At 54.4% G+C, this 24,384-nt stretch carries 25 protein-coding genes, 2 tRNA genes and 1 other RNA gene; 16 read left to right on the forward strand and 12 right to left on the reverse strand.

Annotated features, from left to right (window positions below; genetic code table 11):
- Window positions 1-36: 36 nt before the first annotated feature.
- Both phoH and ACP4QI_RS07885 read left to right on the forward strand, forming a co-directional pair.
- Window positions 37-831, forward strand: coding sequence for a phosphate starvation-inducible protein PhoH (gene phoH, locus ACP4QI_RS07880; RefSeq protein WP_426494947.1), 795 nt, complete (start codon window positions 37-39; stop codon window positions 829-831).
- Between the two features lie 455 nt (window positions 832-1,286).
- Window positions 1,287-2,780 carry an alanine/glycine:cation symporter family protein gene (locus ACP4QI_RS07885; protein ID WP_426494901.1) on the forward strand — a complete coding sequence of 498 codons (1,494 nt, stop codon included), beginning with the start codon at window positions 1,287-1,289 and terminating at the stop codon, window positions 2,778-2,780.
- Window positions 2,781-2,980: 200 nt separating this feature from the next.
- On the opposite strand, the gene ACP4QI_RS07890 is transcribed toward ACP4QI_RS07885, so the two are convergent.
- The 4 genes from ACP4QI_RS07890 to ACP4QI_RS07905 form a co-directional block, all read right to left on the reverse strand.
- Window positions 2,981-3,118, reverse strand: a non-coding RNA gene (locus ACP4QI_RS07890) — RtT sRNA.
- A gap of 45 nt (window positions 3,119-3,163) precedes the next feature.
- A tRNA-Ser gene (locus ACP4QI_RS07895) sits at window positions 3,164-3,251 on the reverse strand.
- Window positions 3,252-3,397: 146 nt separating this feature from the next.
- Window positions 3,398-4,075 (reverse strand): isochorismatase family protein, encoded by a 678-nt coding sequence (locus ACP4QI_RS07900; RefSeq protein ID WP_156263403.1) that lies wholly within the window; start codon window positions 4,073-4,075, stop codon window positions 3,398-3,400.
- A 20-nt stretch (window positions 4,076-4,095) separates the two neighbouring features.
- Entirely contained in the window at window positions 4,096-4,956 is an 861-nt protein-coding gene (locus tag ACP4QI_RS07905) for a pirin family protein (RefSeq protein ID WP_426494900.1), read from the reverse strand.
- 110 nt (window positions 4,957-5,066) lie between these two features.
- On the opposite strand from ACP4QI_RS07905, the gene ACP4QI_RS07910 reads away from it, so the two are divergent.
- Window positions 5,067-5,972 (forward strand): LysR family transcriptional regulator, encoded by a 906-nt coding sequence (locus ACP4QI_RS07910; RefSeq protein ID WP_426494899.1) that lies wholly within the window; start codon window positions 5,067-5,069, stop codon window positions 5,970-5,972.
- A 611-nt stretch (window positions 5,973-6,583) separates the two neighbouring features.
- Here the strand turns inward: ACP4QI_RS07910 and ACP4QI_RS07915 are convergent.
- Window positions 6,584-6,671, reverse strand: a tRNA-Ser gene (locus ACP4QI_RS07915).
- Window positions 6,672-6,899: 228 nt separating this feature from the next.
- Between ACP4QI_RS07915 and ghrA the strand changes: the two genes are divergently transcribed.
- From ghrA to ACP4QI_RS07935, 4 genes are all read left to right on the forward strand, one after another.
- The gene (gene ghrA / locus ACP4QI_RS07920; RefSeq protein WP_285127943.1) at window positions 6,900-7,838 is read left to right on the forward strand and encodes a glyoxylate/hydroxypyruvate reductase GhrA; all 939 of its coding nucleotides are present in this window, start codon (window positions 6,900-6,902) and stop codon (window positions 7,836-7,838) included.
- 83 nt (window positions 7,839-7,921) lie between these two features.
- On the forward strand, window positions 7,922-8,659 hold the full coding sequence (locus ACP4QI_RS07925; protein WP_426494898.1) for a phosphatase: 738 nt from the start codon (window positions 7,922-7,924) through the stop codon (window positions 8,657-8,659).
- A gap of 20 nt (window positions 8,660-8,679) precedes the next feature.
- On the forward strand, window positions 8,680-9,234 hold the full coding sequence (locus ACP4QI_RS07930) for a TorD/DmsD family molecular chaperone (protein WP_142489031.1): 555 nt from the start codon (window positions 8,680-8,682) through the stop codon (window positions 9,232-9,234).
- A 96-nt stretch (window positions 9,235-9,330) separates the two neighbouring features.
- The gene (locus ACP4QI_RS07935; RefSeq protein WP_426494897.1) at window positions 9,331-9,813 is read left to right on the forward strand and encodes a DUF1097 domain-containing protein; all 483 of its coding nucleotides are present in this window, start codon (window positions 9,331-9,333) and stop codon (window positions 9,811-9,813) included.
- A gap of 42 nt (window positions 9,814-9,855) precedes the next feature.
- On the opposite strand, the gene csgG is transcribed toward ACP4QI_RS07935, so the two are convergent.
- The 4 genes from csgG to csgD are packed head-to-tail and all read right to left on the reverse strand — an operon-like array spanning window position 9,856 to window position 12,190.
- Window positions 9,856-10,689, reverse strand: a complete 834-nt coding sequence (csgG, locus tag ACP4QI_RS07940) for a curli production assembly/transport protein CsgG (RefSeq protein ID WP_032617498.1) — start codon at window positions 10,687-10,689, stop codon at window positions 9,856-9,858.
- Window positions 10,690-10,715: 26 nt separating this feature from the next.
- Complete coding sequence (csgF, locus tag ACP4QI_RS07945; RefSeq protein ID WP_142489033.1) at window positions 10,716-11,132, reverse strand: curli production assembly/transport protein CsgF; 417 nt, start codon at window positions 11,130-11,132, stop codon at window positions 10,716-10,718.
- A gap of 13 nt (window positions 11,133-11,145) precedes the next feature.
- Window positions 11,146-11,535 carry a curli production assembly/transport protein CsgE gene (gene csgE, locus ACP4QI_RS07950; RefSeq protein WP_142489034.1) on the reverse strand — a complete coding sequence of 130 codons (390 nt, stop codon included), beginning with the start codon at window positions 11,533-11,535 and terminating at the stop codon, window positions 11,146-11,148.
- A 4-nt stretch (window positions 11,536-11,539) separates the two neighbouring features.
- Window positions 11,540-12,190 carry a biofilm master transcriptional regulator CsgD gene (gene csgD, locus ACP4QI_RS07955; RefSeq protein WP_142489035.1) on the reverse strand — a complete coding sequence of 217 codons (651 nt, stop codon included), beginning with the start codon at window positions 12,188-12,190 and terminating at the stop codon, window positions 11,540-11,542.
- A gap of 746 nt (window positions 12,191-12,936) precedes the next feature.
- Between csgD and csgB the strand changes: the two genes are divergently transcribed.
- The 6 genes from csgB to ACP4QI_RS07985 all read left to right on the forward strand — a co-directional run bounded on the left by csgB (window position 12,937) and on the right by ACP4QI_RS07985 (window position 16,773).
- A complete protein-coding gene (csgB, locus tag ACP4QI_RS07960; RefSeq protein ID WP_142489036.1) occupies window positions 12,937-13,386 on the forward strand; it encodes a curli minor subunit CsgB in 450 nt (149 codons plus the stop codon).
- A 41-nt stretch (window positions 13,387-13,427) separates the two neighbouring features.
- Window positions 13,428-13,883: a curli major subunit CsgA gene (gene csgA, locus ACP4QI_RS07965; RefSeq protein WP_142489037.1), complete on the forward strand. Its 456-nt coding sequence runs from the start codon at window positions 13,428-13,430 to the stop codon at window positions 13,881-13,883.
- Window positions 13,884-13,944: 61 nt separating this feature from the next.
- A complete protein-coding gene (gene csgC / locus ACP4QI_RS07970; protein WP_142489038.1) occupies window positions 13,945-14,271 on the forward strand; it encodes a curli assembly chaperone CsgC in 327 nt (108 codons plus the stop codon).
- A gap of 68 nt (window positions 14,272-14,339) precedes the next feature.
- Window positions 14,340-14,726: a type 1 fimbrial protein gene (locus tag ACP4QI_RS07975; protein WP_231312671.1), complete on the forward strand. Its 387-nt coding sequence runs from the start codon at window positions 14,340-14,342 to the stop codon at window positions 14,724-14,726.
- A gap of 84 nt (window positions 14,727-14,810) precedes the next feature.
- Window positions 14,811-15,353, forward strand: coding sequence for an O-acetyl-ADP-ribose deacetylase (ymdB, locus tag ACP4QI_RS07980; RefSeq protein ID WP_156263437.1), 543 nt, complete (start codon window positions 14,811-14,813; stop codon window positions 15,351-15,353).
- Window positions 15,289-16,773: a phospholipase D family protein gene (locus ACP4QI_RS07985; RefSeq protein ID WP_185902421.1), complete on the forward strand. Its 1,485-nt coding sequence runs from the start codon at window positions 15,289-15,291 to the stop codon at window positions 16,771-16,773. The genes ymdB and ACP4QI_RS07985 overlap by 65 nt, the downstream gene beginning before the upstream one ends.
- A 33-nt stretch (window positions 16,774-16,806) precedes the next feature.
- Here the strand turns inward: ACP4QI_RS07985 and mdoC are convergent, their stop codons facing one another.
- A complete protein-coding gene (gene mdoC / locus ACP4QI_RS07990) occupies window positions 16,807-17,967 on the reverse strand; it encodes a glucans biosynthesis protein MdoC (protein WP_156263439.1) in 1,161 nt (386 codons plus the stop codon).
- A gap of 273 nt (window positions 17,968-18,240) precedes the next feature.
- On the opposite strand from mdoC, the gene mdoG reads away from it, so the two are divergent.
- The 3 genes from mdoG to ACP4QI_RS08005 all read left to right on the forward strand — a co-directional run bounded on the left by mdoG (window position 18,241) and on the right by ACP4QI_RS08005 (window position 22,624).
- Window positions 18,241-19,776: a glucans biosynthesis protein MdoG gene (mdoG, locus tag ACP4QI_RS07995; RefSeq protein ID WP_142489042.1), complete on the forward strand. Its 1,536-nt coding sequence runs from the start codon at window positions 18,241-18,243 to the stop codon at window positions 19,774-19,776.
- Entirely contained in the window at window positions 19,769-22,297 is a 2,529-nt protein-coding gene (gene mdoH, locus ACP4QI_RS08000; RefSeq protein ID WP_142489043.1) for a glucans biosynthesis glucosyltransferase MdoH, read from the forward strand. The genes mdoG and mdoH overlap by 8 nt, the downstream gene beginning before the upstream one ends.
- Before the next feature lie 99 nt (window positions 22,298-22,396).
- Window positions 22,397-22,624, forward strand: a complete 228-nt coding sequence (locus ACP4QI_RS08005; RefSeq protein WP_114387444.1) for a YceK/YidQ family lipoprotein — start codon at window positions 22,397-22,399, stop codon at window positions 22,622-22,624.
- On the opposite strand, the gene ACP4QI_RS08010 is transcribed toward ACP4QI_RS08005, so the two are convergent.
- Entirely contained in the window at window positions 22,625-22,999 is a 375-nt protein-coding gene (locus tag ACP4QI_RS08010) for a MysB family protein (protein ID WP_039032335.1), read from the reverse strand.
- A gap of 98 nt (window positions 23,000-23,097) precedes the next feature.
- Window positions 23,098-24,348 carry a multidrug efflux MFS transporter MdtG gene (mdtG, locus tag ACP4QI_RS08015; protein ID WP_426494896.1) on the reverse strand — a complete coding sequence of 417 codons (1,251 nt, stop codon included), beginning with the start codon at window positions 24,346-24,348 and terminating at the stop codon, window positions 23,098-23,100.
- Window positions 24,349-24,384: the final 36 nt, after the last annotated feature.

Here is a 24,384-nt window from a genome sequence, read left to right on the forward strand (position 1 = left end):
ACGAGTGATGAATACCAACAACTCAAGGTGCTATCCATGGGAAGACAAAAAGCAGTGATCAAAGCTCGTCGTGAAGCAAAACGTGTGCTGAGACGGGATTCACGTAGCCATAAACAGCGTGAAGAAGAGTCGGTCACCTCGCTTGTGCAGATGAGTGGTGTTGAAGCAATTGGCATGGCGCGGGACAGCCGGGATATGACGCCAGTTGTTGCACGCAATGACGCTCAGGCGCAGTACCTGAATGCTATTGAGAGTAAGTCGCTGATTTTCGCCACCGGTGAAGCCGGGTGCGGAAAAACCTGGATAAGTGCAGCCAAGGCGGCGGAGGCTCTGATTCATAAAGACATCGACAAGATCATTGTCACCCGGCCGGTATTGCAGGCTGATGAAGATCTCGGCTTCTTGCCCGGTGATATTTCGGAGAAATTTGCGCCGTACTTCCGGCCCGTTTATGACGTGCTGGTGAAGCGATTGGGCGCATCTTTTATGCAGTACTGCCTGCGGCCGGAAATCGGCAAGGTAGAAATTGCGCCGTTCGCCTATATGCGCGGACGTACATTTGAAAATGCAGTTGTGATTCTCGACGAGGCTCAGAACGTAACTGCTGCGCAAATGAAGATGTTTTTAACGCGCCTCGGGGAAAACGTGACGGTGATCGTGAACGGGGATATCACCCAGTGCGACCTGCCGGCCGGCGTCAAATCGGGTCTGAGCGATGCGCTGGCACGTTTCGTTGAGGATGAGATGGTGGGCATCGTACGTTTTGATAAAGACGACTGCGTGCGCTCTGCGCTGTGCCAGCGGACGCTGCATGTCTATTCCCGGACATAGCACAACCTTCTCGTTTTACTTGCTTGTTTTACCCCCTTCCCGGCGCAATGCCGGGAAGCTGCATCTGACCCCTCGGTTAAAACTCATCTGTTTGGTTGTCTTTCACAAGATCATATTATGATGATGACATATTTATTTCGTATAGAAAATGCCGGGTATTACCCGGTGTTTTGCTGTATCTATAAGTCTTGTTGTTAACTCGTAGGGCTTTTTAATAAAAATGGCAGAAATGTGATATTAATTCATAATACCCACAAAATATCTATTAGAACCATGATCAGGCTAATTATAAATAATCAATTAAACGTGAATGTTGTCACAATTCATTACTGCCAGGCGAATATTAAGTTGGTAACTTTCGGGCTATTATCTATGTTTCGTAGTCATTCAGACACAATTCTAAAAAGAAACTCCAGGAAAGACTTTTCTCTGGACCATCACGCTGAGGGCCATACATGAACGAACTGGTTAGTGCAATTAATGGTGTTATCTGGAGCCCGGCGTTAATATTTTTATGCCTGGGTGTCGGTCTCTATTTCTCACTGCGTAGTCGCTTTCTTCAATTACGCCATGTCAAACATATGGTGGCTCTGATGTTTCAGGGGCGTGCCACGGATGCAGGCGTATCGTCGTTTCAGGCGCTGACAATGACGCTGGCGGGACGCGTGGGGACCGGGAACATCGCTGGCGTGGCGACCGCCATTACGTTTGGTGGGCCTGGCGCGCTATTCTGGATGTGGATGGTGGCGTTTTTGGGCGCCAGCTCTGCTTTTGTTGAATCCACTCTGGGTCAGGTTTATAAAGAAAAAATCAATGGCGAATATCGTGGCGGTCCCGCCTTTTATATTGAAAAAGGTTTGGGCGTAAAATGGTACGCATGGTTATTTGCTATAGTGACTATTTTCTCCTGCGGATTATTACTTCCCGGCGTGCAGGCAAACTCTATTGGCGCCAGCCTGGATATTGCCTTTGGGCTCAGTCCAAATGTCACCGCCGCATTATTGGCTATATTGTTAAGTTTTATTATTTTTGGTGGTGTGAAAAGGATCGCCAGCTTTAGCAGCATGGTCGTTCCCTTTATGGCACTCGGCTATATTATTGTCGCCTGCGTTATTATCGCCCTTAATATTGACCAACTTCCTTCCGTTATTCTGCTGATCTGGAAAAGCGCATTTGGCCTTGAAGCGGGCTTTGGTGCTGTTTTGGGTCAGGCGATAATGTGGGGTGTTAAGCGCGGTGTTTATTCCAACGAAGCGGCACAGGGTACAGGGCCACATGCTTCATCAGCGGCCGAAGTGAGTCATCCGGCGAAACAGGGGCTGGTGCAGGCCTTCTCAGTCTATATCGACACGCTGTTCGTCTGTTCCGCGACCGGGTTCATGTTATTGATTACCGGGCTGTATAACGTGCAGGGCGTCGACGGCGCGGCAATCTACACGGGCATTGCGGGCGTGGCGGCAGGCCCTGGTTATGTGCAGACCGCGATGGAAAGCATGATGCCTGGCTTTGGTAATTACTTTGTTGCCATTGCGCTGTTCTTCTTTGCCTTCACAACTATTATTGCCTACTACTACATTGCAGAAACGAATATCGCGTATATCAACCGTAAAATTCACCGCCCATGGCTGACGTTCTTGCTGAAAATATTTCTGTTAACGTCTACGGTATATGGCACCGTGCGTACTGCGGATCTGGCATGGGGCTTGGGCGATATTGGGGTCGGTCTGATGGCGTGGCTTAACATTATTGCAATTGTTCTTTTACATAAAAAAGCATTTGTCAGTCTTAAAGATTATGAAGCGCAAAAGGCGCAAGGTATCGATCCGCAATTTGATCCGATTCGGCTTGGGATTAAAAATGCCGATCATTGGGTTAAAGAACCTAAAGGTGAAAAGGATGTGAATTCGGGTGAGACATCTTCTCTACCGGGAAGTCGTACAGTAAGTTAAGGACGCGTAAAACAGCCCGTACGAAAGTACGGGCTGTTTTTTATAGGGGTGATGAAGGGGCAGCCCACTCACTGCGTTCGCGGTCTGTCCAACTGGCTGCGCCAGTTGTCGAACCCTCAGTCGAGGGGTCTCATCCCTCCCGGTGGCGTGCTACATGCGAAAAAAAAGCCCGCATTTTCATGCGAGCTCTTCTTTAAATATGGCGGTGAGGGAGGGATTGACTCGCTTCGCTCGCCCTGCGGGCAGCCCACTCACTGCGTTCGCGGTCTGTCCAACTGGCTGCGCCAGTTGTCGAACCCTCAGTCGAGGGGTCTCATCCCTCCCGGTGGCGTGTTACATGCGAAAAAAAAGCCCGCATTTTCATGCGAGCTCTTCTTTAAATATGGCGGTGAGGGAGGGATTCGAACCCTCGATACGTTGCCGTATACACACTTTCCAGGCGTGCTCCTTCAGCCACTCGGACACCTCACCATATTGTTTTGCTGCCTTTCCTCTCGGGGGCAACGGGGCGCTACTATAGGGAGTCGGGCTAAATCGGTCAAGCAGATTTTCTGCTTTACCGCGCGTTCGGTTAAGCAATAATCAGCTCCACGGTTTTCGGGCCGTGGAGCTAACCCTTAACGCTGCGAATCGAGGGCTTCGCTGTTCTTCACCACCTCTTGCGCCTTGCCGTAGCTTTCAATCAGCAACTGATACGCCGGGAAAATGTGCGTGTAGACTTCTGCCCACTGCGCCGCATCCTCACGATTCCAGGTGCGCTGGATCTCCGAGGCCACAGCCGCGGTGTCCATAGGGACAACGCCCGCCTGCACCACCCGCGCCAGGGTGATCTCCTGCGCCATCTTGCTGTAGGTGCCCGAGGCATCGATCACCGCAAAGACTTTATAGCCGTCAGCCACCGCGCTTATCGACGGGAAAGCCATGCAGACGCTGGTGATGGTGCCGGCGATAATCAGCGTCCTGCGTCCGGTCGCCTTCACGGCGGCCACGAACTCCGGGTTATCCCAGGCGTTGATCTCACCTTTACGCGCTACGTACTGCGCATGCGGGGCGTTAGCGTGGATCTCCGGGATCAGCGGCCCATTTGGCCCCTGCGGCACGGAGGCGGTGGTGATCACCGGGATATTCGCCAGGCTGGCGATTTTCGCCAGCGCCGCAGCGCGGGCACGCAGCTCCGGCATCGGCATGTCACCAACGGTCTGGAACAGGCCGCTCTGGTGGTCGATCAGCAGCATCACCGCATCATTCACATCAATAGCCGGACGTGCACCGTTAAAGTTAGCTGGGGTAGACATGGTTCTCTCCTTTATTACGTTCAGATCTGGCCGAAGCTGCCGGAATTAAAATCGCGAATAGCTTCAGCGATTTCGGTTTTACTGTTCATCACAAACGGGCCGTAGCCGACAATCGGTTCGTTCAGCGGCTCTCCGGCCATCAGCAGCACTTTGGCGTCGCTGCTGGCCTCCAGATGCAGCTTCTCGCCTTCCTGACTCAGGACAACAAGCTGCGCTTCACCCGCCTGGGCGGAACCGTTCACCGTCACGCTGCCTTCCAGCACCACCAGCGCCGTGCTCCAGCCTTCTGGCTGAGCGAGCGTCAGATGACTGTCCTGACGCAGGGCGATGTCCCAGACGTTCAGCGGGGAGTAAGTGTGGGCCGGGCCGGTCACGTCCTCGTAGCGCCCGGCAATCACCCGCAGTTCGCCGCTGTTATCGGGCAGGGCCACCACCGGAATCTGGTTCTTAGTGATGCTCTGGTAGCCCGGTGTCGCCATCTTGTCTTTCGCCGGCAGGTTGACCCACAGCTGCATCATTTTTAATTCGCCCCCTTGCTGCGCAAAGGCGCTGGAGTGGAACTCCTCGTGCAGAATGCCGGAACCGGCCGTCATCCACTGGACGTCACCCGGGCCAATCACGCCACCTTTACCCGTCGAGTCACGATGCTCCACTTCGCCGGAATAGACGATGGTGACCGTCTCAAAGCCACGGTGGGGATGTTCACCCACGCCGCGCTTTGCCCCATCAGCCGGGAAGCTGTGCGGCCCGGCGTAGTCCAGCAGTAAAAACGGGCTAAGCGGTTCGCCGTGGGTCTGGTAAGAAAACATCGAGCGCACCGGGAAACCGTCGCCAACCCAGTGCTGGCGGGGTGCGGTATAAATGCCTGTAACGTTTTTCATCGTCTTCTCCTGATGTTCTGTTGATGTAATTAGCTTATATTCAGGTTTAATATCCCGGTAGATAGCGAAAATGACATGCACTGTTCCAGAAATGGAACGATGAGGACGTTATGCAGGATCTCAATGATTTCGTATGGTTTGTGAAAGTGGTGGATCATGGCGGCTTCGCGGCGGCAGGCAGGGCGCTCGATCAGCCAAAATCTAAACTTAGCCGCCGGATTGCCCAGCTGGAAGAGCGGCTCGGCGTGCGCTTGATCCAGCGCACCACCCGCCAGTTTGCGGTTACGGAGGTGGGGCATACCTTCTACCAGCACTGTAAGGCGATGCTGGTAGAAGCCGAGGCCGCGGAGGAAGCCGTCGCGGCATTGCAGGCTGAACCCCGCGGCATGGTCAGGATCACCTGCCCGGTGACGCTCCTGCATGTTCACGTCGGGCCGATGCTGGCGAAGTTTATGGCGCGCTATCCCGGCATCAATTTGCAGCTTGAGGCAACTAACCGGCGGGTGGATCTGGTGGCGGAGGGCATTGATGTGGCGATCCGCGTGCGCCCGCGCCCCTTTGACGACAGCGATCTGGTCCTGCGGGTGCTGGCCGACAGAGGGCACTGTCTGGTGGCCTCGCCGCAGCTGATTGACAGGCTGGGCACGCCAGTGGTGCCGTCTGAACTCAGCGCCTGGCCCGGCCTGAGTATGGGGGAGGGGAAACAGGTGCATAAGTGGGCGCTGAGCGGGCCGGACGGGGCCCGGGCGGAGATCCATTTTCAACCGCGCCTGATTACGACCGACATGCTGGCGCTGCGGGAAGCGGCGATGGCAGGGGTGGGCCTGGTCCAGCTGCCGATTTTGATGGTCAAGGATCAACTCGCGTCGGGGGAGCTGATAAAAGTGCTCGAGGCGTGGGAGCCACGGCGGGAGGTGATCCACGCGGTCTATCCTTCGCGGCGTGGGCTGTTACCGTCCGTCAGAACGCTGGTGGATTTTTTGACCGGGGAGTATGCGCGGATGGTGGAGGAGTGACGCCGGGTTTGGGTTTTGTAGGTCGGGTAAGCGTTAGCGCCACCCGACAAGCAGGCCGCACGGTGTTGCATTTGGTGAAAACGCCTGATGGCGCTGCGCTTATCAGGCCTACGGGGCGAGGCCGGGTCTGGATTTTGTAGGTCGGGTAAGCGTTAGCGCCACCCGACAGGCTGGCCGCACGGAGTTGCATTTGGTGAAAACGCCTGATGGTGCTGCGCTTGTCAGGCCTACGGGGCGAGGCCGGGTCTGGATTTTGTAGGTCGGGTAAGCGTTAGCGCCACCCGACAGGCTGGCCGCACGGAGTTGCATTTGGTGAAAACGCCTGATGGTGCTGCGCTTGTCAGGCCTACGGGGCGAGGCCGGGTCTGGATTTTGTAGGTCGGGTAAGCGTTAGCGCCACCCGACATGAAGACCGCACGGTGTTGCATATAGCACCGGGAGGGATTGACTCGCTTCGCTCGCCCTGCGGGCAGCCTGTTCGCTGCGCTCTCAGGCTGTCCAACTGGCTGTCGCCAGTTGTCGAACCCTCAGTCGAGGGGTCTCATCCCTCCCGGCGGCGTGCTACATGCGAAAAAAAAGCCCGCATTTTCATGCGAGCTCTTCTTTAAATATGGCGGTGAGGGAGGGATTCGAACCCTCGATACGTTGCCGTATACACACTTTCCAGGCGTGCTCCTTCAGCCACTCGGACACCTCACCATATTGTCATCCCGTTGTTGCTGGGACGGGCGCTAATGTAAGGAAAAGCCTTACTTACGTCAATCAACTTTTTCAGTAAATTAGCGCGTTGAGACAAACTTCAACCAACCTGATTTCTAATTGTGCTGAAAGTGCCTTTTTTATCAACAACGACCGCGGCAACAAATTTTGCTATGCTGCGATGCAGTTGAAAATGAAAGTAAAATAGCGCAACAGAAGGCAATCGCAATGGACATCATTTTTTACCACCCAACATTTGATAACGCTTACTGGATTAAAACGCTTACGGCGGCGCTGCCGGGCGCGCGGGTTCGCGAGTGGAAACGCGGTGATAACGAACCGGCGGATTATGCGCTGGTGTGGCATCCCCCGGTAGAGATGCTGCAGGGGCGTAATCTGAAAGCGGTGTTTGCCCTCGGCGCCGGGGTGGATTCGATCCTCAGCAAACTGAAAGCGCACCCGGAAATGCTGGCGGAGACGATCCCCCTGTTTCGCCTTGAAGATACCGGCATGGGCCAGCAGATGCAGGAGTATGCCGTAAGCCAGGTGCTGCACTGGTTCCGCCGCTTTGATGACTATCAGGCGTTAAAACAGCAAGCCCGCTGGGAGCCGCTGGCGGATTATCAGCGCGAAGATTTTACCATCGGTATTCTTGGGGCCGGGGTGCTGGGTTCTAAGGTGGCCGAGGCGCTGGCGCCCTGGGGCTTCCCGCTGCGCTGCTGGAGCCGCACCCGTAAGGACTACCCTGGCGTGACCAGCTTTGCCGGTATAGATGAATTGCCGCAGTTTTTACAGGGCACGCGGGTGCTGATTAACCTCCTGCCAAATACGGCGGAGACGGTCGGGATCATCAATAGCGGTCTGCTGAATCAGCTGGCGGATAACAGCTATCTGATGAACCTGGCGCGCGGCGTTCACGTGGTGGAGGCCGATCTGCTGGCGGCGCTGGAGCGTGGCAAGCTGAAAGGGGCGATGCTGGATGTCTACAGTAAAGAGCCGTTGCCTGCCGACCATCCTTTATGGGCCCATCCGCGCGTGGCCATGACGCCACACGTGGCGGCGGTGACGCGTCCGGCCGAAGCCGTGGCCTATATCGCGCGCACCATCACCCAACTGGAAAAAGGCGAGCCGGTCACCGGGCAGGTCGACAGGCAGCGCGGTTACTGAGTCAAACCCGGCCATCGCCGGGTTTTTGCTAATAAACGCCTGGGATAACTGCTATCCTTTGGGAAACACGAGAGGAGAGAACGATGTACCCCGTTGACCTGCATATGCACACCGTCGCCAGCACTCACGCCTACAGCAATCTTCATGACTACATCGCCCAGGCAAAGGTAAAGAACATCAAGCTCTTTGCGATCACCGATCATGGTCCGGATATGGCAGATGCCCCGCACTACTGGCACTTTGTGAATATGCGTATCTGGCCGCGGGTGGTGGATGGCGTGGGGATCCTGCGCGGAATTGAGGCCAACATCAAAAACACCCAGGGTGAGATTGACTGTACCGGCCCGATGCTGACCTCGCTGGATCTGATCCTCGCCGGTTTTCATGAGCCGGTATTTGCCCCGCAGGACAAAGCCACCAATACCGAGGCGATGATTGCCACTATTGCCAGCGGCAACGTGCATATCATCAGCCATCCGGGCAATCCGAAATACCCTATCGACATTCAGGCCGTCGCCCGTGCGGCGGCAGAGCATCGCGTAGCGCTGGAGATCAACAACTCCTCGTTTATTCACTCCCGCAAGGGCAGTGAAGCGAACTGCCGTGACGTCGCGGCGGCGGTGCGTGACGCCGGCGGATACGTGGCGCTGGGATCCGACTCCCATACCGCCTTTACGCTGGGTGATTTTAGCGAGTGCCGCAAGATCCTCGATGCGGTAGGCTTCCCTGAAGAGCGCATTCTGAACGTGACGCCACGTCGTTTACTCGACTTCCTGGCGTCGCGTGGTATGGCGCCGATCGCCGAATTTGCTGATTTTTAACTGTGTAATGGACTAAATAAATGAACGAGTTTTCCATCCTCTGCCGCGTACTGGGTTCCCTCTACTATCGTCAGCCGCAGGATCCGCTGCTGGTGCCGCTGTTTACCCTGATCCGCGAAGGCAAGCTGGCCCAGAGCTGGCCGCTTGAGCAGGATGAGCTGCTGCTGCGTCTGCAAAACAGCTGCGACATGCAGCAGATCGCAGCCGATTACAACGCGCTGTTTGTCGGGGAAGAGTGTCGCGTGTCGCCTTATCGCTCCGCATGGGAAGAGGGGGCTACCGAAGCAGAAGTACGTGCGTTTCTCTCTTCACGCGGTATGCCGCTGACCGATACGCCAGCCGATCATATCGGCACGCTGCTGCTGGCGGCATCGTGGATTGAAGATCACGCGGCAGAAGACGAAAACGAGGCGCTGGAAACGCTCTTTGGGGAGTACATTTTACCCTGGTGTGGGGCGTTTCTCGGCAAGGTAGAGGCGCATGCTGCGTCGCCGTTCTGGCGCACTATGGCACCTCTCACCCGCGACGCCGTTGCCGCTATGTGGGACGAGCTGCAGGAAGAGAACGAAGAGTGATCTGGATCACTTTATTAATGTAACAGCAAATCTCAATTTGCATATTATGTGTTCTTGATCTCATTTCATGGCCGCGTATCTGCTAAGATGCGCGCCATGAACATATTACTTTCTATTGCAATCACAACAGGGATCCTCTCCGGCATATGGGGATGGGTCGCCGTCTCCCTTGGCCTCCTGAGCTGGGCGGGTTTTCTGGGCTGCACGGCCTATTTCGCCTGCCCACAGGGTGGCATGAAGGGGTTGTTTATCTCGGCGTGTACGCTGATCAGCGGTGTGGTGTGGGCAATGATTATTATCCACGGCAGCGCGCTGGCACCCCATCTGGAGATTGTCGGCTACGTCATGACCGGCGTGGTGGCGTTTTTGATGTGTATCCAGGCGAAACATCTGCTGCTGTCGTTTGTACCCGGCACCTTTATGGGCGCCTGCGCCACCTTTGCAGGGCAGGGGGACTGGCGGCTGGTGGTTCCTTCGCTGGCCTTAGGGCTGGTGTTTGGCTACGCGATGAAAAACAGCGGACTGTGGCTGGCGGCGCGCAGAGACAGGACGCGAAACGTCACGGCGTTAAGCAAATAAAAAAGGCGAGACCCCGGTCTCGCCTTTTTAATGCGCTTTCTGTCAGGATTCTGGCGGCGATGACATCTCGCGGTATTTCACCAGAACATCGTTTTTCACTTCGTTCTTGTTTTGCAGGTCCCACAGGCCGCGATCGATACCGTCGTTAATCAGGAAGATTACCCCGGTTTCGATAGCCGACATCAGGCACAGCATCACCGGTTCGTTCGAGGTATAGCCGATTTCGCCTTCCAGCAGTCGCTGGTAGTCGATAAAGCGGAACACCCCGGCCTGAACCTCGTAAGAGAGAATCGTTTTGCTGGTGGTGACGGAGGATAAGATCTCCCCGGTACTGACGTTGACCACACGCAGGTTCACCGCAATCTGGTCAAGCTGGTACTGGGTGTCACCGCCGATACCGAAGTAGCGCGCCCCCACGCCCCCCGATTTCACATTACTTTCGTAACCGATAATCGAGCCTTCAACCATGACGTTTGCCGCCGTGAGAGAGTGCAACGGAATACGGTTGTTCATCGCCACGGTGCCGTTATCCTGCGCTGCACGAATGATTTTGCGTTCGTTGAGCAGGTTTTGCAGCCCCTGGCGTTCCAGAGGAATAAACCAGCGAGAATCTTTTAACGCCGTGACCAGCATCGCGGTGGCGCTTTGCGGGACAGCAGTGGAGAAGTTACTTGCCGGATAAGGTTTAAATTGACCCGTTTCATCCTGAATATTGTAAACCGACACGTAGATCTTACCCGTTGGCAGTGGTAACTGGGTTAAATCACGATAGCTTTGGGCGCGAGGCATTAATGTCGGTTTTGCCGCCTGTTTCGGGGGAGCAGTTAAACAACCGCTCAATAAGCATACTGCAACAAGTATGAGAAAGCGCTGCATGATTATTGTCCTTATCTCGACATTGCTTAGAAGTCGGTAGAGTTATTTTGCAAGCCAGCAACCTGAATGGTGGACGTTCTCCCCGTTTTCCGGTCCGTGACATTTAACTGCATTTGTCCGTCCGCATTGGCGATATCGACAATAAAGTCGCTGGTCACCATACGGCCCGGTTTACCGGTGTTGATGTTGGTCAATAATCCGCCCAGAACCTGGGCCTGGATCGCCTGGGTAAAGTTATCCAGGGCGCTTGGGGTCTCAATACCGAAGTCATCGTCGGCGCTCGGATCCTTATAGGAGTTTTGCGCCTGGGCCGAGTTTAAAAGAAAAGAGCCGTTATTGGGGTTACCACCGAAGTTAGGGTTCCGGAACTGGAAGGTCATATTTCCGGCCCAGCTCAACGATGGAATGAGCATTAAAGCAATAGCTGCATGGACAACACGCATGAATGCCTCCGAATTAAAATTCGTCTTTCGCTAAATCGCCGGTACTGAGCAGAGCTTTATCGATCTGCAGACGATTTATTGCTTCTTCGGTTTGAGCCAGAGCGAAGACCACGTTTTGATCGAGGTCTTTTTTCGTTGGGAATAAAAATGTCTGGAATATAACGTCCTGATTGACCGTTATGGTGATCCAACTTCCCCATCGCGCACTGGGCCGTTCATTAATCGTTAAGTTCCCAGGATAGTCACTTTCCCATTTGTCGCTGAACTCGCGATAGAAAGCGTGTCCAACTGCCGAGACAGTGTGGTCGGTTAACAATCCTGGAACCTCAACTTCAACCGCATGCAGATTCCCGGCAGCAAGCCAAAAGCCTGCTGCGGCAATCCAACTCATTGTGCGTTTCATACTGTTAACGCCTGAGGTTATCGTTCGCCCATGAAACCGCCTGCGTCCGGTTTTTAACAGCTATCTTCTTGAAAAGATTATAAAGATGGGTCTTAACCGTATTTTCGCTGATAAATAACGAACGGGCGATTTCAATATTTGAAGCTCCGATGCGTAATTTATTCAGAATCTCTTTTTCGCGATGGGTCAGCAACGCAGACTCTGAACTGTTATAGCGATAATTTCCGGAATGCGTTATGAGGTAGCTGGCAAGTTTTTGCGAAAAGTAGCATTCACCACGCAGAACGCCCTGCAGGCCATCAACCACGCGCGTCTCGTCCTCGTTGACATAGAAGACACCATTGATATGCGGCCAGCTTTCAATATCCCTGAAAGGATACTCTTCAGGCGTATTCAACAATAGCACACGGATATTGTTGTTTTTTCTGCTTAAAATATCTTGCCAGTATTGGATAAGTTTTTTATCCGCTTCCATCATATCGAAAAGAATAATACTGCCAGGCGCAATGTCATCGAAAGAGCGTTGAATGCTATGCAATTTTCCGCTCAATGTAAGACTTTGCTTTAAATGCTGTAGTAAGGCTGTCGCCTGTAAAGAAGGCTTGGTCACTAACAATAATGTCTGACCATGAAAGCTTTGGACTTCATTAAACATGATGAAACCCCTTTTTTGAAACATCTGGCAGCTGCCCCCAATAATATTATTGGGGGCACCAGAAGCACTGACAGATGTTGCACTGCTGTGTGTAGAAGAAAGACCATATCCCTTGAAGTAAGGGAAAATAAAATAACAATGCCGAACTTCTGTTTTCAATCTAGCTATTACGATTTTTAAAGCAAGTGTTAAACATGTAACGAGATGTAAAAATCAATATTAACTTGTAAAATTTGAGTTCATGAATTGATGAGACTTCATCAAAAAGTTGTACACAAACATATTGATGCACACATTTTAAAAATCATACAAATTATATTATCTTGTTGATTATTAAGAAATATATATTTAAGGCGCCTTTAAGGGTAAGGTATGAGCCTGGTCAAAACGCTAAGCCTATTTTTACAATGTGTAAACGTCTTAAGAAATCACGGAGTTTGTCACGCATTCATGGATATATCGTCAAACTCCCCTGCAAGGCAGGCGAAACGGCAAATCAGCATTTTCACCGCTATCCATTTCCGAAATCTGTATATGCGCTTTTTAAAAGGCCTGTTAAACCGCTGTATCACCGGGGTGTTTAATTTTTTTTAATACTTTGGGGTGACGATGGAAATAAAAATACAACTGGCGGGTGAGATATTAAAATTGTTTCGGCAGACATACTCTTCATCGTAACGCCGGGTTAACAAAATATTTCACCTTGTTAACGCAAGTTATTTTACCACCAGGTCCAGGGTGATAACATGAAGAACAAGTTGTTATTGATGTTTACATTACTGGGTGCACCTGGATTTGTTTTCGCTACCCCTGATTTGGCAGCTTCAGAATACAATTTTGCGGTTAATGAATTGAGTAAATCATCCTATAACCAGGCCGCTATTATTGGGCAGCAGGGCGTTAATAATAACGCAACTGTTCTCCAGCAGGGCACGAAATTGTTATCTGTCGTTTCCCAGGAAGGCGGAAATAATCGGGCGAACATTGAACAATCAGGCAGTTATAACCTTGCCTACGTTGATCAAAAAGGGAACTCGAACAGTGCGAGTATTAATCAAGGTGCATATGGTAATACCGCAATGATTATTCAGAAAGGTTCTGGTAACAGAGCGAATATTACGCAGTACGGTACGCAAAAAACGGCAGTTGTAGTGCAGAGACAGTCACAAATGGCGATTCGCGTAATCCAACGCTAGCTATTGAGTGATGAATTAATCAATCCGATGGGGGCTTTACAATGAAACTTTTAAAAGTGGCAGTAATTGCAGCAATCGTGGTTTCTGGCAGTGCTATGGCTGGCTCCATTCCACAATGGGGCAATAATCATGGCGGCGGCAACAATGGTGGAAATAACGTTAGCCCAGAAACCCTGACTGTTTATCAGTACGGTGGTCGTAACAACGTAGACGCTTTGCAGAGCGACGCTCGTGGGTCTGAAATCACCGTAACTCAGAACGGTTTCGGTAACGATGCTGACCTGTCACAGGGCGCTGATAACAGCGAAATCGACCTGAACCAGCGTGGCCAGGGTAACGAAGCGACCATCAGCCAGTGGAGTGGTCGTGACCTCACCGCTAACGTTCGTCAGTCTGGTGGTCGTAACGAAGTGAGTCTGAATCAGACCTCTAACGGTGCTACCGCTAACATCACTCAGGTTGGCTTCGGCAACACCGTTACTGCTGGCCAGTACTAACGCTGACGTCCGTACGACGAAAAAACAGGGCTGAGGCCCTGTTTTTTTTTGGGAGAAGATCATGAATACACTTTTACTGCTTGCTGCGCTCACCAGCCAGATTACCTTTCAGACGGCCACTGAAGGCGAAATGTTGACCATTATTCCTCAGGTAACGGTGACCGAACCCTGTTTATGCCAGGTGCAGATCCTCACCTCGCGCAGCGGACCCGGTGGGCAGAGTACCTCGCGGCAGCAAAATACCGTCTCATTACCGGCTAATAAAACGGTCAATCTTTCCCGAATGACCGTTAACTCGGGACCCAACGACAAAGTGAATGTCATTGTTACGGTGTCGGATGGCAAATCACTGCACCTGTCGCAGCAGTGGCCGCCGTCAAAAGCGTAATGGGTAAAACATTCATGAAATCAATGGATTGATTAGTGTAGCGTAAATGTTTGTGTGTGGTTATTCTGATGTTGCTGGCATCGTCGATGCCAGTCGACAGCCCAGCCCGGGGCCTGTCTTATTATCATCAAGGACGATTTTCATTAAGGATCGCACCGATGATCTCGTCCCGTATCAAACTTTCCGCCGCGCTCGTGATGGCGGTGACGTTCACCCCGGCTTATGCCGCGACAGTCATCCATTTCACCGGACAGGTTGTCGAAGATCCCTGCGTGATCTCCCCGGCGTCGCACACCATTTCGGTGACCTGTCCGCAGAATACAAAAATGCATACCCAACAGGTGAGCTATTCAGATGCCTTATATGGGGCTGCTGTAACGGATCGCGCGACCATCAGTATGAAGTACATTAACCCTGAAAAATCGTTGGCTATTGTTCAGGTGGATTACCGCTAAGGCGGGGCGGTTTTCTGATTGCAGGGCTTACACACCCCATCCTCTGCGATACACTTAAGAAAAAAGCGTCAGCAGAGGTTGATTATGAACTCGCGTATTGAAGTTTTTCTCGGTGATATCACCACCCTGCATGTCGATGTGGTGGTCAATGCCGCCAATCCCTCGTTGATGGGCGGTGGCGGCGTGGATGGCGCCATTCACCGGGCGGCCGGGCCCGCACTGCTGGAGGCCTGCAAGGTGGTACGTCAGCAGCAGGGCGAATGCGCGCCGGGCCAGGCGGTCATTACTCTGGCAGGCGACCTGCCAGCCAAAGCGGTGATCCACACCGTTGGCCCCGTCTGGCATGGAGGCGATCGTCATGAAGCCCGGATCCTGGAAGAGGCTTATCGCAACAGCCTGAACCTGGCGGCAGCCAACGGCTATCATACCCTCGCATTCCCGGCAATCAGCACCGGCGTGTACGGTTATCCGCGTGCCGCAGCGGCAGAAATCGCCGTTAATACGGTTTCGGATTATCTCACCCGCAAGCCTCTGCCGGAGCGGGTATACTTTGTCTGCTATGATGAAGAAAATGCCCGGCTATACAAGCGACTGCTTACCCAACGAGGTCAGGAAACCGACGCATAACACGCGACTTGGGCGCGCTATTGCGCCGGTCAGCTCTGCTCATCCTGGCCTTTGTGGTCTTCTCCCTCTTGATAACAGTCTTGACGCCTTCGCCTGCCGTTACCGGCTGGCGGAGATGGCGGAAAAGACCCTCGATGTGCAGTATTACATCTGGGAAGATGACATGTCCGGAAGACTGTTGTTTTCCGTGTTGCTCTCCGCCGCCATGCGCGGCGTGCGGGTGCGTCTGCTGCTGGATGACAACAATACGCAGGGGCTGGACGCTATCCTGCGCCTGCTGGACGCACATCCCAATTTCTCCGTTCGTCTGTTTAACCCTTTCTCATTTCGCACCCTGCGCGCTCTTGGTTACCTCACGGACTTCGCCCGACTCAACCGGCGAATGCATAACAAGAGTTTTACCGTGGACGGGGAAGTCACTATTGTTGGTGGCAGAAATATCGGGGATGCCTATTTTGGCGCGGGCGAGGAGCCTTTATTCTCCGATCTGGATGTGATGGCAACAGGTCCGGTAGTTCAGGACGTGGCCGATGATTTTGAACGCTACTGGAACTGCGCCTCGGTTTCCACGCTCCAGCAGGTGCTGGAGCTCTCGGAGACCGAGATCGAAGATAAAATTCACCCGCCTGAAGAGTGGTATCGGGACGATATCACCCGCCGCTATCTGGATAAACTCCAGTCCAGCGAGTTTATTACCCGCCTCGAGGCCGGTAATTTGCCGCTGATCTGGGCGAAAACCCGGTTGCTCAGTGACGATCCGCGTAAAGGGCAGGGCAGGGCAAAACGCCATTCGCTGCTGCCGCAGCGTTTGCTGGACGTCATGGGCTCGCCGGTGGAGCAAATTGCGATTATCTCCGCCTATTTTGTTCCGACCCGGGCGGGGGTAGCCCTGCTGCTGCAGATGGTTCGTAAAGGGGTAAAAGTCGCCATTATGACCAATTCCCTGGCGGCTAACGATGTCGCCGTGGTGCATGCAGGCTATGCCCGCTGGCGCAAGAAGCTGTTGCGCCACGGCATTGAACTGTATGAACTTAAGCCGACCCAGGATGGCGTACCGGTGGTGCACGACCGCGGTATTACCGGGAACTCCGGTTCCAGCCTGCATGCCAAGACGTTCAGTATCGACGGTGAGAAAGTGTTTATTGGTTCGCTTAATTTTGATCCCCGGTCAACCATGCTTAATACCGAGATGGGCTTTGTCATTGAAAGCGAGGTGCTGGCGCGACTAATCCATACCCGTTTTGTCCGCAGTCAACGCCATGAGGCCTGGCAGATAAAGCTGGACAGTCTGGGACGACTGAACTGGATTGAGCGCAAGGATGGAGAGGAAATTGTGCACACAAAGGAACCCAAAACCCGTTTCTGGCAGCGGATGCTGGTGCGGCTGGCCTACTGGCTACCCGTAGAGTGGCTGCTGTAAAGCGGCGCCGGTTCAGTGACCGGCGCACAACATTTAGCTGGTGGCCTGCGGGGTGTTATTGGGTTTGCTGGCCGGTTTACCGGAAAATAAGAAGCGCAGCAGCGGAATACGCAGATGAATTTCATACAGCGCAATCGCAATCCCGACCACGAACACCAGTCCGCAGATAAAGCCCAGCAGATTTGAGCTGATATGCGGCGTGATATAAGCGCCAAAGAACAGCGTCAACGGGTGATGCACCAGATAGATAAACAGCGAGGCGTTGACAAAATAGGTCACGCGCGCGGATTTAAAGTTCAGCAGGCGGTGCCCCAGGGCAAAGACCACATTTACCATCCACAGCCCCAGCAGCATGGTGATCACGCTTTCGGTTTCATACATCCACGCATCACCGCTGCCATAACGCTGATTCAGCAGATAGGCGACAAACGCCAGCGCCGCCCCGAGGGTGCAGCCGCGCGATGGGGTAGTGAACAGGGCTTTCAGTTTGGGATGCACAAATGCCAGCGCGCCAATCATAAAGAAAGGAAGATAGAAGAGCGTCTGCATCACCACAAAATTAAACAGACCGTCGCTGAGGATCGGCGAGTAAACCATTAACAGCGTGCGGCGCAGCGCAGCATAGGCAATGCCCAGCAGTAAAAACAGAATCGACAGTTTGCCCCAGCTGATGTTGGCAAAAAATGTCTCCGTCCGGGTACTGAGATGGCGGCGCATGCGGCTGAATAGCCACAGGCAGATCGTGGTCATCACCACCAGCACCAGCAGGAACCACAGGTGCGAGATCAGTTCCCAGGCGAGGGTATTGTATTTTTCGTACAGCGACAGGTTGTGCCAGGTATCCGCTTTGCCTTTTACGTACTGCAGCATAATAAATTGCGGCAGCGTGAGCAGGGGAATAGCGGTGAGCATCGGGATGCCGACGCGCTCGACGCGCACTTTCCACCACCGTTTAAGCGGGTAGCGCAGAAAAAGCATGTAGGAAAAATAGCCAGAAATAACGAAAAAGACCTGCATCCGGAAGGAATGGATAAAATCGTTGAATAGCGTCAGCCACCACGAGGACTCGGCGCTATTGACGTGCCAGACGTGGCTCGAATAGATCAATGAGATGTGAAATGGGATCCCCAGCAGCATGAGCCAGGCCCGAATAGAATCAAGGAAATATTCGCGTTGTGCGGGTACGGTACTCATATGACGTTGCGCATTCTCAGACTTATCGCCTTATCCCTAAGACCAATAGTGGTTACATTCGGGGCCAACCCTACACGAAGTCCGACATACTGTCTCCAGGATAAGCACGCAAAGTGAAAACGGGTTACTTTCATTTGCTTAATCCATGAGCCAGCACGCTGAACAAAGCGGTGATTATGTTGTCGGAATGCCTGATTTTCCATTAAAATGGATCGGATCGATATAAGCACACAAAGGGGGAAGTGCTTACTTATTATGAAACATACACCACATATGATGAAAATGCGTTGGTTAGGGGCAGCCGTCTTGTTGTCTCTGTATACCTCATCGGCCCTGGCCTTTACCATCGACGACGTCGCAAAACAGGCAAAATCGATGGCGGGTAAAGGGTACGAAGCGCCAAAAAGTAACTTGCCCTCCGTTTTCCGCGACATGAAATATGCGGACTATCAGCAGATCCAGTTTAATCACGATAAAGCGTACTGGAATAAGATTAAGACCCCATTCAAGCTTGAGTTTTATCATCAGGGGATGTACTTCGACACGCCTGTTACTATTAATGAAGTGACAGCCAATGCGGTACGTAAGATCAAGTACAGCCCGGATTATTTTAATTTCGGCAATGTGCAACACGATAAAGACACCGTGAAAGATCTGGGCTTTGCGGGCTTTAAAGTGCTTTATCCTATCAACAGTAAAGATAAGAACGACGAAATTGTCAGCATGCTGGGGGCGAGCTATTTCCGCGTGATCGGCGGCGGCCAGGTGTACGGCCTCTCTGCGCGTGGTCTGGCGATCGATACCGCCCTGCCTTCCGGGGAAGAGTTCCCTCGTTTTCGCGAGTTCTGGATTGAGCGTCCAAAACCGACCGACAAACGCCTGACTATCTATGCCCTGCTGGATTCTCCGCGTGCGACCGGTGCCTATCGTTTCGTCATTATTCCGGGCCGAGACACCGTGGTTGACGTGCAGTCAAAAGTCTATCTGCGCGATAAAGTCGGCAAGCTGGGCGTTGCGCCATTAACCAGTATGTTCCTGTTCGGGCCTAACCAGCCGTCGTCCGCCACCAACTTCCGCCCGGAACTGCATGACTCTAACGGTCTGTCGATTCTTGCCGGGAACGGCGAGTGGATCTGGCGTCCGCTGAACAACCCGAAACATCTGGCGGTAAGCAGCTTCAGCATGGAAAACCCACAGGGGTTCGGCCTGCTGCAGCGCGGTCGTCAGTTCTCTCGCTTTGAAGATCTGGACGATCGTTACGATCTGCGCCCAAGCGCCTGGATCACCCCGAAAGGCGAGTGGGGCAAAGGTAAAGTTGAGCTGGTAGAGATCCCGACCAACGACGAAACCAACGACAACATCGTCGCGTACTGGACGCCGGATCAGCTTCCGGAAGCCGGGAAAGAGATGAACTTCAACTACTCCATCACCATGAGCCGCGATGAAGACAAACTGCATGCGCCAGAAAACGCGTATGTGCTGCAGACGCGCCGTTCAACCGGTGACGTGAAGCAGTCGAATCTTATCCGTCAGCCGGATGGCACTATCGCGTTCGTGGTGGACTTCACCGGTCAGGAGATGGCTAAACTGGCGCCGGAAACTCCGGTCACCGCGCAGGCAAGCATCGGTGATAACGGTGAAATCGTTGAAAACAACGTGCGTTATAACCCGGTCACTAAAGGCTGGCGTTTAACCCTGCGTGTGAAACTGAAAGACGCGAAACAACCGACTGAGATGCGTGCCTCTCTGGTGAACGCTGACCAGCCGCTGAGTGAAACCTGGAGCTATCAGCTACCTGCCAATGAATAAGACAACTGAGTATATCGATGCCATGCCGCTGACCGATATCGAGAAGGCGGCACTGCCGAAGGGTGACATCAGCGCGGTGCATACCGCGCTGGATGCCGATCATCATCCGTTTACCCGTGAAGATGATACCCCGCTGGGCTCGGTTAAAAGCCGCCTTGAGCAGGCCTGGCCCGACTCACTGGCCGAAGGCCAGCTGATTCGCGATGACGAAGGGCGTACCCAGCTTGAGGCGATGCCGAAAGCGACGCGCTCCTCAATGTTCCCGGATCCCTGGCGCACCAACCCGGTGGGCCGTTTCTGGGATCGCCTGCGTGGCCGCGACGTGACCCCGCGCTACCTCTCTCGCCTGACCAAAGAGCAGCAGGCCAGCGAGGAAAAATGGCGCACCGTCGGCAGTATTCGCCGCTACATCCTGCTGCTGCTGACCATCGCGCAGACCGTCGTCGCCACCTGGTATATGAAGACCATTCTGCCTTACCAGGGCTGGGCGCTGATCAATCCGGCCGATATGTTCGGCCAGGATCTGCTGGTCTCGTTTATGCAGCTGCTGCCGTATATACTGCAGAGCGGCATCCTGCTGCTGTTCGCCATTCTCTTCTGCTGGGTATCGGCCGGTTTCTGGACCGCGCTGATGGGCTTCCTGCAGCTGTTGATCGGCCGGGACAAATACAGCATCTCTGCGTCGACGGTGGGGGATGAACCTATCAACCCTGAGCACCGCACGGCGCTGATCATGCCTATCTGTAACGAAGACGTCGATCGCGTCTTCGCCGGCCTGCGCGCTACCTGGGAGTCGGTGAAAGCTACCGGTAACGGCGAACACTTCGACGTTTACATCCTGAGTGACAGCTACAACCCCGACATTTGCGTGGCGGAACAGAAAGCCTGGATGGAGCTGATCGCCGAAGTGCAGGGCGAAGGGCAGATCTTCTACCGTCGTCGCCGTCGTCGCGTGAAGCGTAAAAGCGGCAACATCGATGACTTCTGCCGTCGCTGGGGCAACCAGTACAGCTACATGGTGGTGCTGGATGCGGACTCGGTGATGACCGGTGACTGCCTGACGGGTCTCGTGCGCCTGATGGAAGCCAACCCCAACGCCGGGATCATCCAGTCTTCGCCAAAAGCGTCGGGCATGGACACGCTCTATGCGCGCTGCCAGCAGTTTGCGACGCGCGTGTACGGGCCGCTCTTTACCGCCGGTCTGCACTTCTGGCAGCTGGGTGAATCCCACTACTGGGGGCATAACGCCATCATCCGCGTGAAGCCGTTCATCGAGCACTGTGCCCTGGCGCCGCTGCCGGGTGAAGGCTCCTTTGCGGGCTCGATCCTGTCGCATGACTTCGTGGAAGCCGCGCTGATGCGTCGTGCTGGTTGGGGGGTGTGGATTGCCTACGACCTCCCGGGCTCTTATGAAGAGCTGCCGCCGAACCTGCTGGATGAGCTGAAGCGTGACCGCCGCTGGTGTCACGGTAACCTGATGAACTTCCGCCTGTTCCTCGTCAAAGGGATGCACCCGGTACACCGTGCCGTGTTCCTGACCGGCGTGATGTCCTACCTCTCCGCGCCGCTGTGGTTTATGTTCCTGGCCCTGTCGACCGCGCTGCAGGTGGTGCACGCCCTGACCGAGCCGCAGTACTTCCTGCAACCGCGCCAGCTGTTCCCGGTGTGGCCGCAGTGGCGTCCCGAGCTGGCGATCGCGCTCTTTGCCTCGACGATGGTGCTGCTGTTCCTGCCGAAGCTGCTCAGTATCGTGCTGATCTGGTGTAAGGGCTCGAAAGAGTACGGCGGTTTCTTCCGCGTCACGCTCTCCCTGCTGCTGGAAGTGCTGTTCTCGGTACTGCTGGCACCGGTGCGTATGCTGTTCCACACCGTCTTCGTGGTCAGCGCGTTCCTCGGCTGGGAAGTGGTCTGGAACTCACCGCAGCGTGACGATGACTCCACCCCGTGGAGTGAAGCCTTTATGCGTCACGGCTCGCAGATGCTGCTTGGCCTGGTGTGGGCCGTAGGGATGGCGTGGCTGGATCTGCGCTTCCTGTTCTGGCTGGCACCGATTGTCTTCTCGCTGATCCTGTCGCCGTTCGTGTCGGTGATCTCCAGCCGGTCGACCGTGGGTCTGCGCACCAAACGCTGGAAGCTGTTCCTGATCCCGGAAGAGTATTCCCCGCCGCAGGTGCTGGTGGATACCGACAGGTATCTGGAGCTCAACCGCAGCCGTTCGCTGGAAGATGGTTTTATGCACGCCGTGTTTAACCCATCGTTCAACGCGCTGGCCACCGCCATGGCGACTGCCCGTCACCGTGCCAGCCATGTGCTGGAGATCGCCCGCGATCGTCACGTTGAGCAGGCGCTGAACGAGACCCCGGAGAAGCTGAACCGCGATCGTCGTCTGGTGTTGCTGAGCGACCCGGTCACCCTGTCGCGCCTGCATTATCGTGTCTGGTCCGCCCCGGAGAAATACTCTTCATGGGTGAACCATTATCAGACGTTGAAGATGAACCCGCAGGCGTTGAAGACCAAATAAGCCGTCAGTGTTGCATGACGTGTAGGCCGGGTAAGCGTAGCGCCACCCGGCAAATAAATACCGGCTCCAGGGCCGGTATTTTTATCTTTGAGGTATTAAATGCGATTTTTCATCGTCATTACGATGGCGTTATTACTGAGCGGCTGCGGGAGTATTATCAGCCGGACCATCCCGGGGCAGGGACACGGCAATCAATACTATCCGGGCGTGCAGTGGGACGTTCGCGACTCCGCGTGGCGTTACCTGACGGTGCTGGATCTGCCATTCTCGCTGGTTTTCGATACCCTGCTGCTGCCCATCGACGCTCAGCATGGGCCCTATGAGTAACTAACGCTCATCCCACTCATCCGCTGCGGTTTGGCCCTCTTCGGTATCCAGCGGCGGCTCAAGCTGGAATTCACCCTCATCCCATTCATGCAGGGTGTTCTCTTCCAGCCACTCCTGACGGAGCTCAATCTCGTCATAATCGCCATCAAACACTGCCTGAGCCGCTTCACCGCTCAGCACCGGCAGACATTCGCCGTCTTCGCCGTCATCGGCAAAAAATTCGGCCTGCCACATAATGTCCCCATCCTGCATGACATATTTCTGGATATTGAGTTGCTCAATATTCGCGTCATCTTCCTCAATGCCGGGATTATCAGCGAGGAACTCCTCGCGCGCGGCATCAATCGCTTCCTCTAGAGTGGCAAACATAGTCATCGGCGTCTCCCTGTGATTTGACATGGTGTTCAGGGAAAGAATAGCTGATTCTCCATAATTGCAAGTATGAAAGCCGTAAAAGCATTCACGAAGTTGTCTTAATCTGGCGCAGATACCCTATCCGGCTCGTGGACAGACCGCGGCTGGCGAACGTCGCGCGACAGACTTACCCAGGAGTAAAAGACGTTAAACATCACCACGCAAGCGGTCACAATAAACACCGCGCGAAAACCGTAGCTGGCCGCGATACCGGCCCCGAGAAGCGGGCCGGTGACGTTGCCGATATCACGGAACGACTGGTTATAGCTGAAGATACGGCCGGCAATCTGATTGGTGGAGTTATAGACCAGCAGGGTCTGGACCGCAGGCAGCAGGGCACCATCGGCCGCCCCGAGTAAAAAGCGCAGTACGCCCAGCTGCCACGGCGATTGCACGAAGGACATCGGGATAAGCAGCAGGACGGAGATCGCCAGGGCGACAATCAGGATCCTTTCCGGGCCGATACGATCCCCCAGTTTTCCCAGCCGCGGGGCGCTGATCAGCGCGGCCACGCCCGGCACCGAGGCGATTAAGCCGCTGATAAAGGCGATATTGCTGACGTGGCCGGCGAGGTCGCGTACATACAGGGTCAGGATCGGCGCGATGGACCCGGTCGCTACCTGAATGATCATGGTGGTGACAAACAGGCTGATTACCAGTCGGGGGTTTTTCAGCGAGGCGAACACCTGGCGGGCATGCAGCATCTCTTTTTTGGGCACCGGAGTAAAATTTTCCCGAATGCAGAAAAAGGTCAGCAGGAAGCAGGCAAACAGGACGCCCGCGGTGATGAAAAAGACCGGGCGCAGACCGTAGCTGTCCGCCAGAAGCCCGCCGGCCAACGGGCCGAGCAGAGCGCCGCTCACCGCACCGGTGGAGAGGGTGCCTAACGCCCAGCCGCTTTTATGGCGAGGAATTTGCGTGGCGATAAGCGCGTTGGCATTGGGCACAAACCCGCCCAGCAGCCCCAGCACGGCGCGTAAGATCAGAAATTGCCAGATGTTTTGCGCCATCCCCATCAGTAGCATGATAATCGCCATCCCCAGCGCCGAGCGCAGCAGCATAATCTTACGCCCCTTGCGATCGGCCAGCCCACCCCAGAACGGAGACGCGATGGCGGAGAAGAGGAAGGTGATGCTGAAGACCAGCCCCGACCACATGTTGAGGGCGCTGTGGCCGCTGACGCCCAGCTGTTCGACATACAGCGGCAGGAAAGGCATGACCAGGCTAAAGGCGGCCCCGGTGAGAAAGCAGCCCAGCCAGGCCACCATGAGGTTCCGCTTCCAGTTAATTGGCGTTTCTGAGGGAGACATAGCTATCCGCATTATGATGCGCAGCGGCATCATCAT

The sequence above is a fragment of the Leclercia sp. TB492 genome, from assembly GCF_049974505.2.
Taxonomy (GTDB): Bacteria; Pseudomonadota; Gammaproteobacteria; order Enterobacterales; family Enterobacteriaceae; genus Enterobacter; species Enterobacter adecarboxylatus_C.

Coding starts and splice junctions, on each gene's coding strand:
- phoH (WP_426494947.1), top strand. CDS start 37: ATGGGAAGACAAAAAGCAGTGATCAAAGCTCGTCGTGAAGCAAAACGT.
- ACP4QI_RS07885 (WP_426494901.1), top strand. CDS start 1,287: ATGAACGAACTGGTTAGTGCAATTAATGGTGTTATCTGGAGCCCGGCG.
- ACP4QI_RS07900 (WP_156263403.1), bottom strand. CDS start 4,075: ATGTCTACCCCAGCTAACTTTAACGGTGCACGTCCGGCTATTGATGTG.
- ACP4QI_RS07905 (WP_426494900.1), bottom strand. CDS start 4,956: ATGAAAAACGTTACAGGCATTTATACCGCACCCCGCCAGCACTGGGTT.
- ACP4QI_RS07910 (WP_426494899.1), top strand. CDS start 5,067: ATGCAGGATCTCAATGATTTCGTATGGTTTGTGAAAGTGGTGGATCAT.
- ghrA (WP_285127943.1), top strand. CDS start 6,900: ATGGACATCATTTTTTACCACCCAACATTTGATAACGCTTACTGGATT.
- ACP4QI_RS07925 (WP_426494898.1), top strand. CDS start 7,922: ATGTACCCCGTTGACCTGCATATGCACACCGTCGCCAGCACTCACGCC.
- ACP4QI_RS07930 (WP_142489031.1), top strand. CDS start 8,680: ATGAACGAGTTTTCCATCCTCTGCCGCGTACTGGGTTCCCTCTACTAT.
- ACP4QI_RS07935 (WP_426494897.1), top strand. CDS start 9,331: ATGAACATATTACTTTCTATTGCAATCACAACAGGGATCCTCTCCGGC.
- csgG (WP_032617498.1), bottom strand. CDS start 10,689: ATGCAGCGCTTTCTCATACTTGTTGCAGTATGCTTATTGAGCGGTTGT.
- csgF (WP_142489033.1), bottom strand. CDS start 11,132: ATGCGTGTTGTCCATGCAGCTATTGCTTTAATGCTCATTCCATCGTTG.
- csgE (WP_142489034.1), bottom strand. CDS start 11,535: ATGAAACGCACAATGAGTTGGATTGCCGCAGCAGGCTTTTGGCTTGCT.
- csgD (WP_142489035.1), bottom strand. CDS start 12,190: ATGTTTAATGAAGTCCAAAGCTTTCATGGTCAGACATTATTGTTAGTG.
- csgB (WP_142489036.1), top strand. CDS start 12,937: ATGAAGAACAAGTTGTTATTGATGTTTACATTACTGGGTGCACCTGGA.
- csgA (WP_142489037.1), top strand. CDS start 13,428: ATGAAACTTTTAAAAGTGGCAGTAATTGCAGCAATCGTGGTTTCTGGC.
- csgC (WP_142489038.1), top strand. CDS start 13,945: ATGAATACACTTTTACTGCTTGCTGCGCTCACCAGCCAGATTACCTTT.
- ACP4QI_RS07975 (WP_231312671.1), top strand. CDS start 14,340: ATGTTGCTGGCATCGTCGATGCCAGTCGACAGCCCAGCCCGGGGCCTG.
- ymdB (WP_156263437.1), top strand. CDS start 14,811: ATGAACTCGCGTATTGAAGTTTTTCTCGGTGATATCACCACCCTGCAT.
- ACP4QI_RS07985 (WP_185902421.1), top strand. CDS start 15,289: ATGAAGAAAATGCCCGGCTATACAAGCGACTGCTTACCCAACGAGGTC.
- mdoC (WP_156263439.1), bottom strand. CDS start 17,967: ATGAGTACCGTACCCGCACAACGCGAATATTTCCTTGATTCTATTCGG.
- mdoG (WP_142489042.1), top strand. CDS start 18,241: ATGATGAAAATGCGTTGGTTAGGGGCAGCCGTCTTGTTGTCTCTGTAT.
- mdoH (WP_142489043.1), top strand. CDS start 19,769: ATGAATAAGACAACTGAGTATATCGATGCCATGCCGCTGACCGATATC.
- ACP4QI_RS08005 (WP_114387444.1), top strand. CDS start 22,397: ATGCGATTTTTCATCGTCATTACGATGGCGTTATTACTGAGCGGCTGC.
- ACP4QI_RS08010 (WP_039032335.1), bottom strand. CDS start 22,999: ATGACTATGTTTGCCACTCTAGAGGAAGCGATTGATGCCGCGCGCGAG.
- mdtG (WP_426494896.1), bottom strand. CDS start 24,348: ATGTCTCCCTCAGAAACGCCAATTAACTGGAAGCGGAACCTCATGGTG.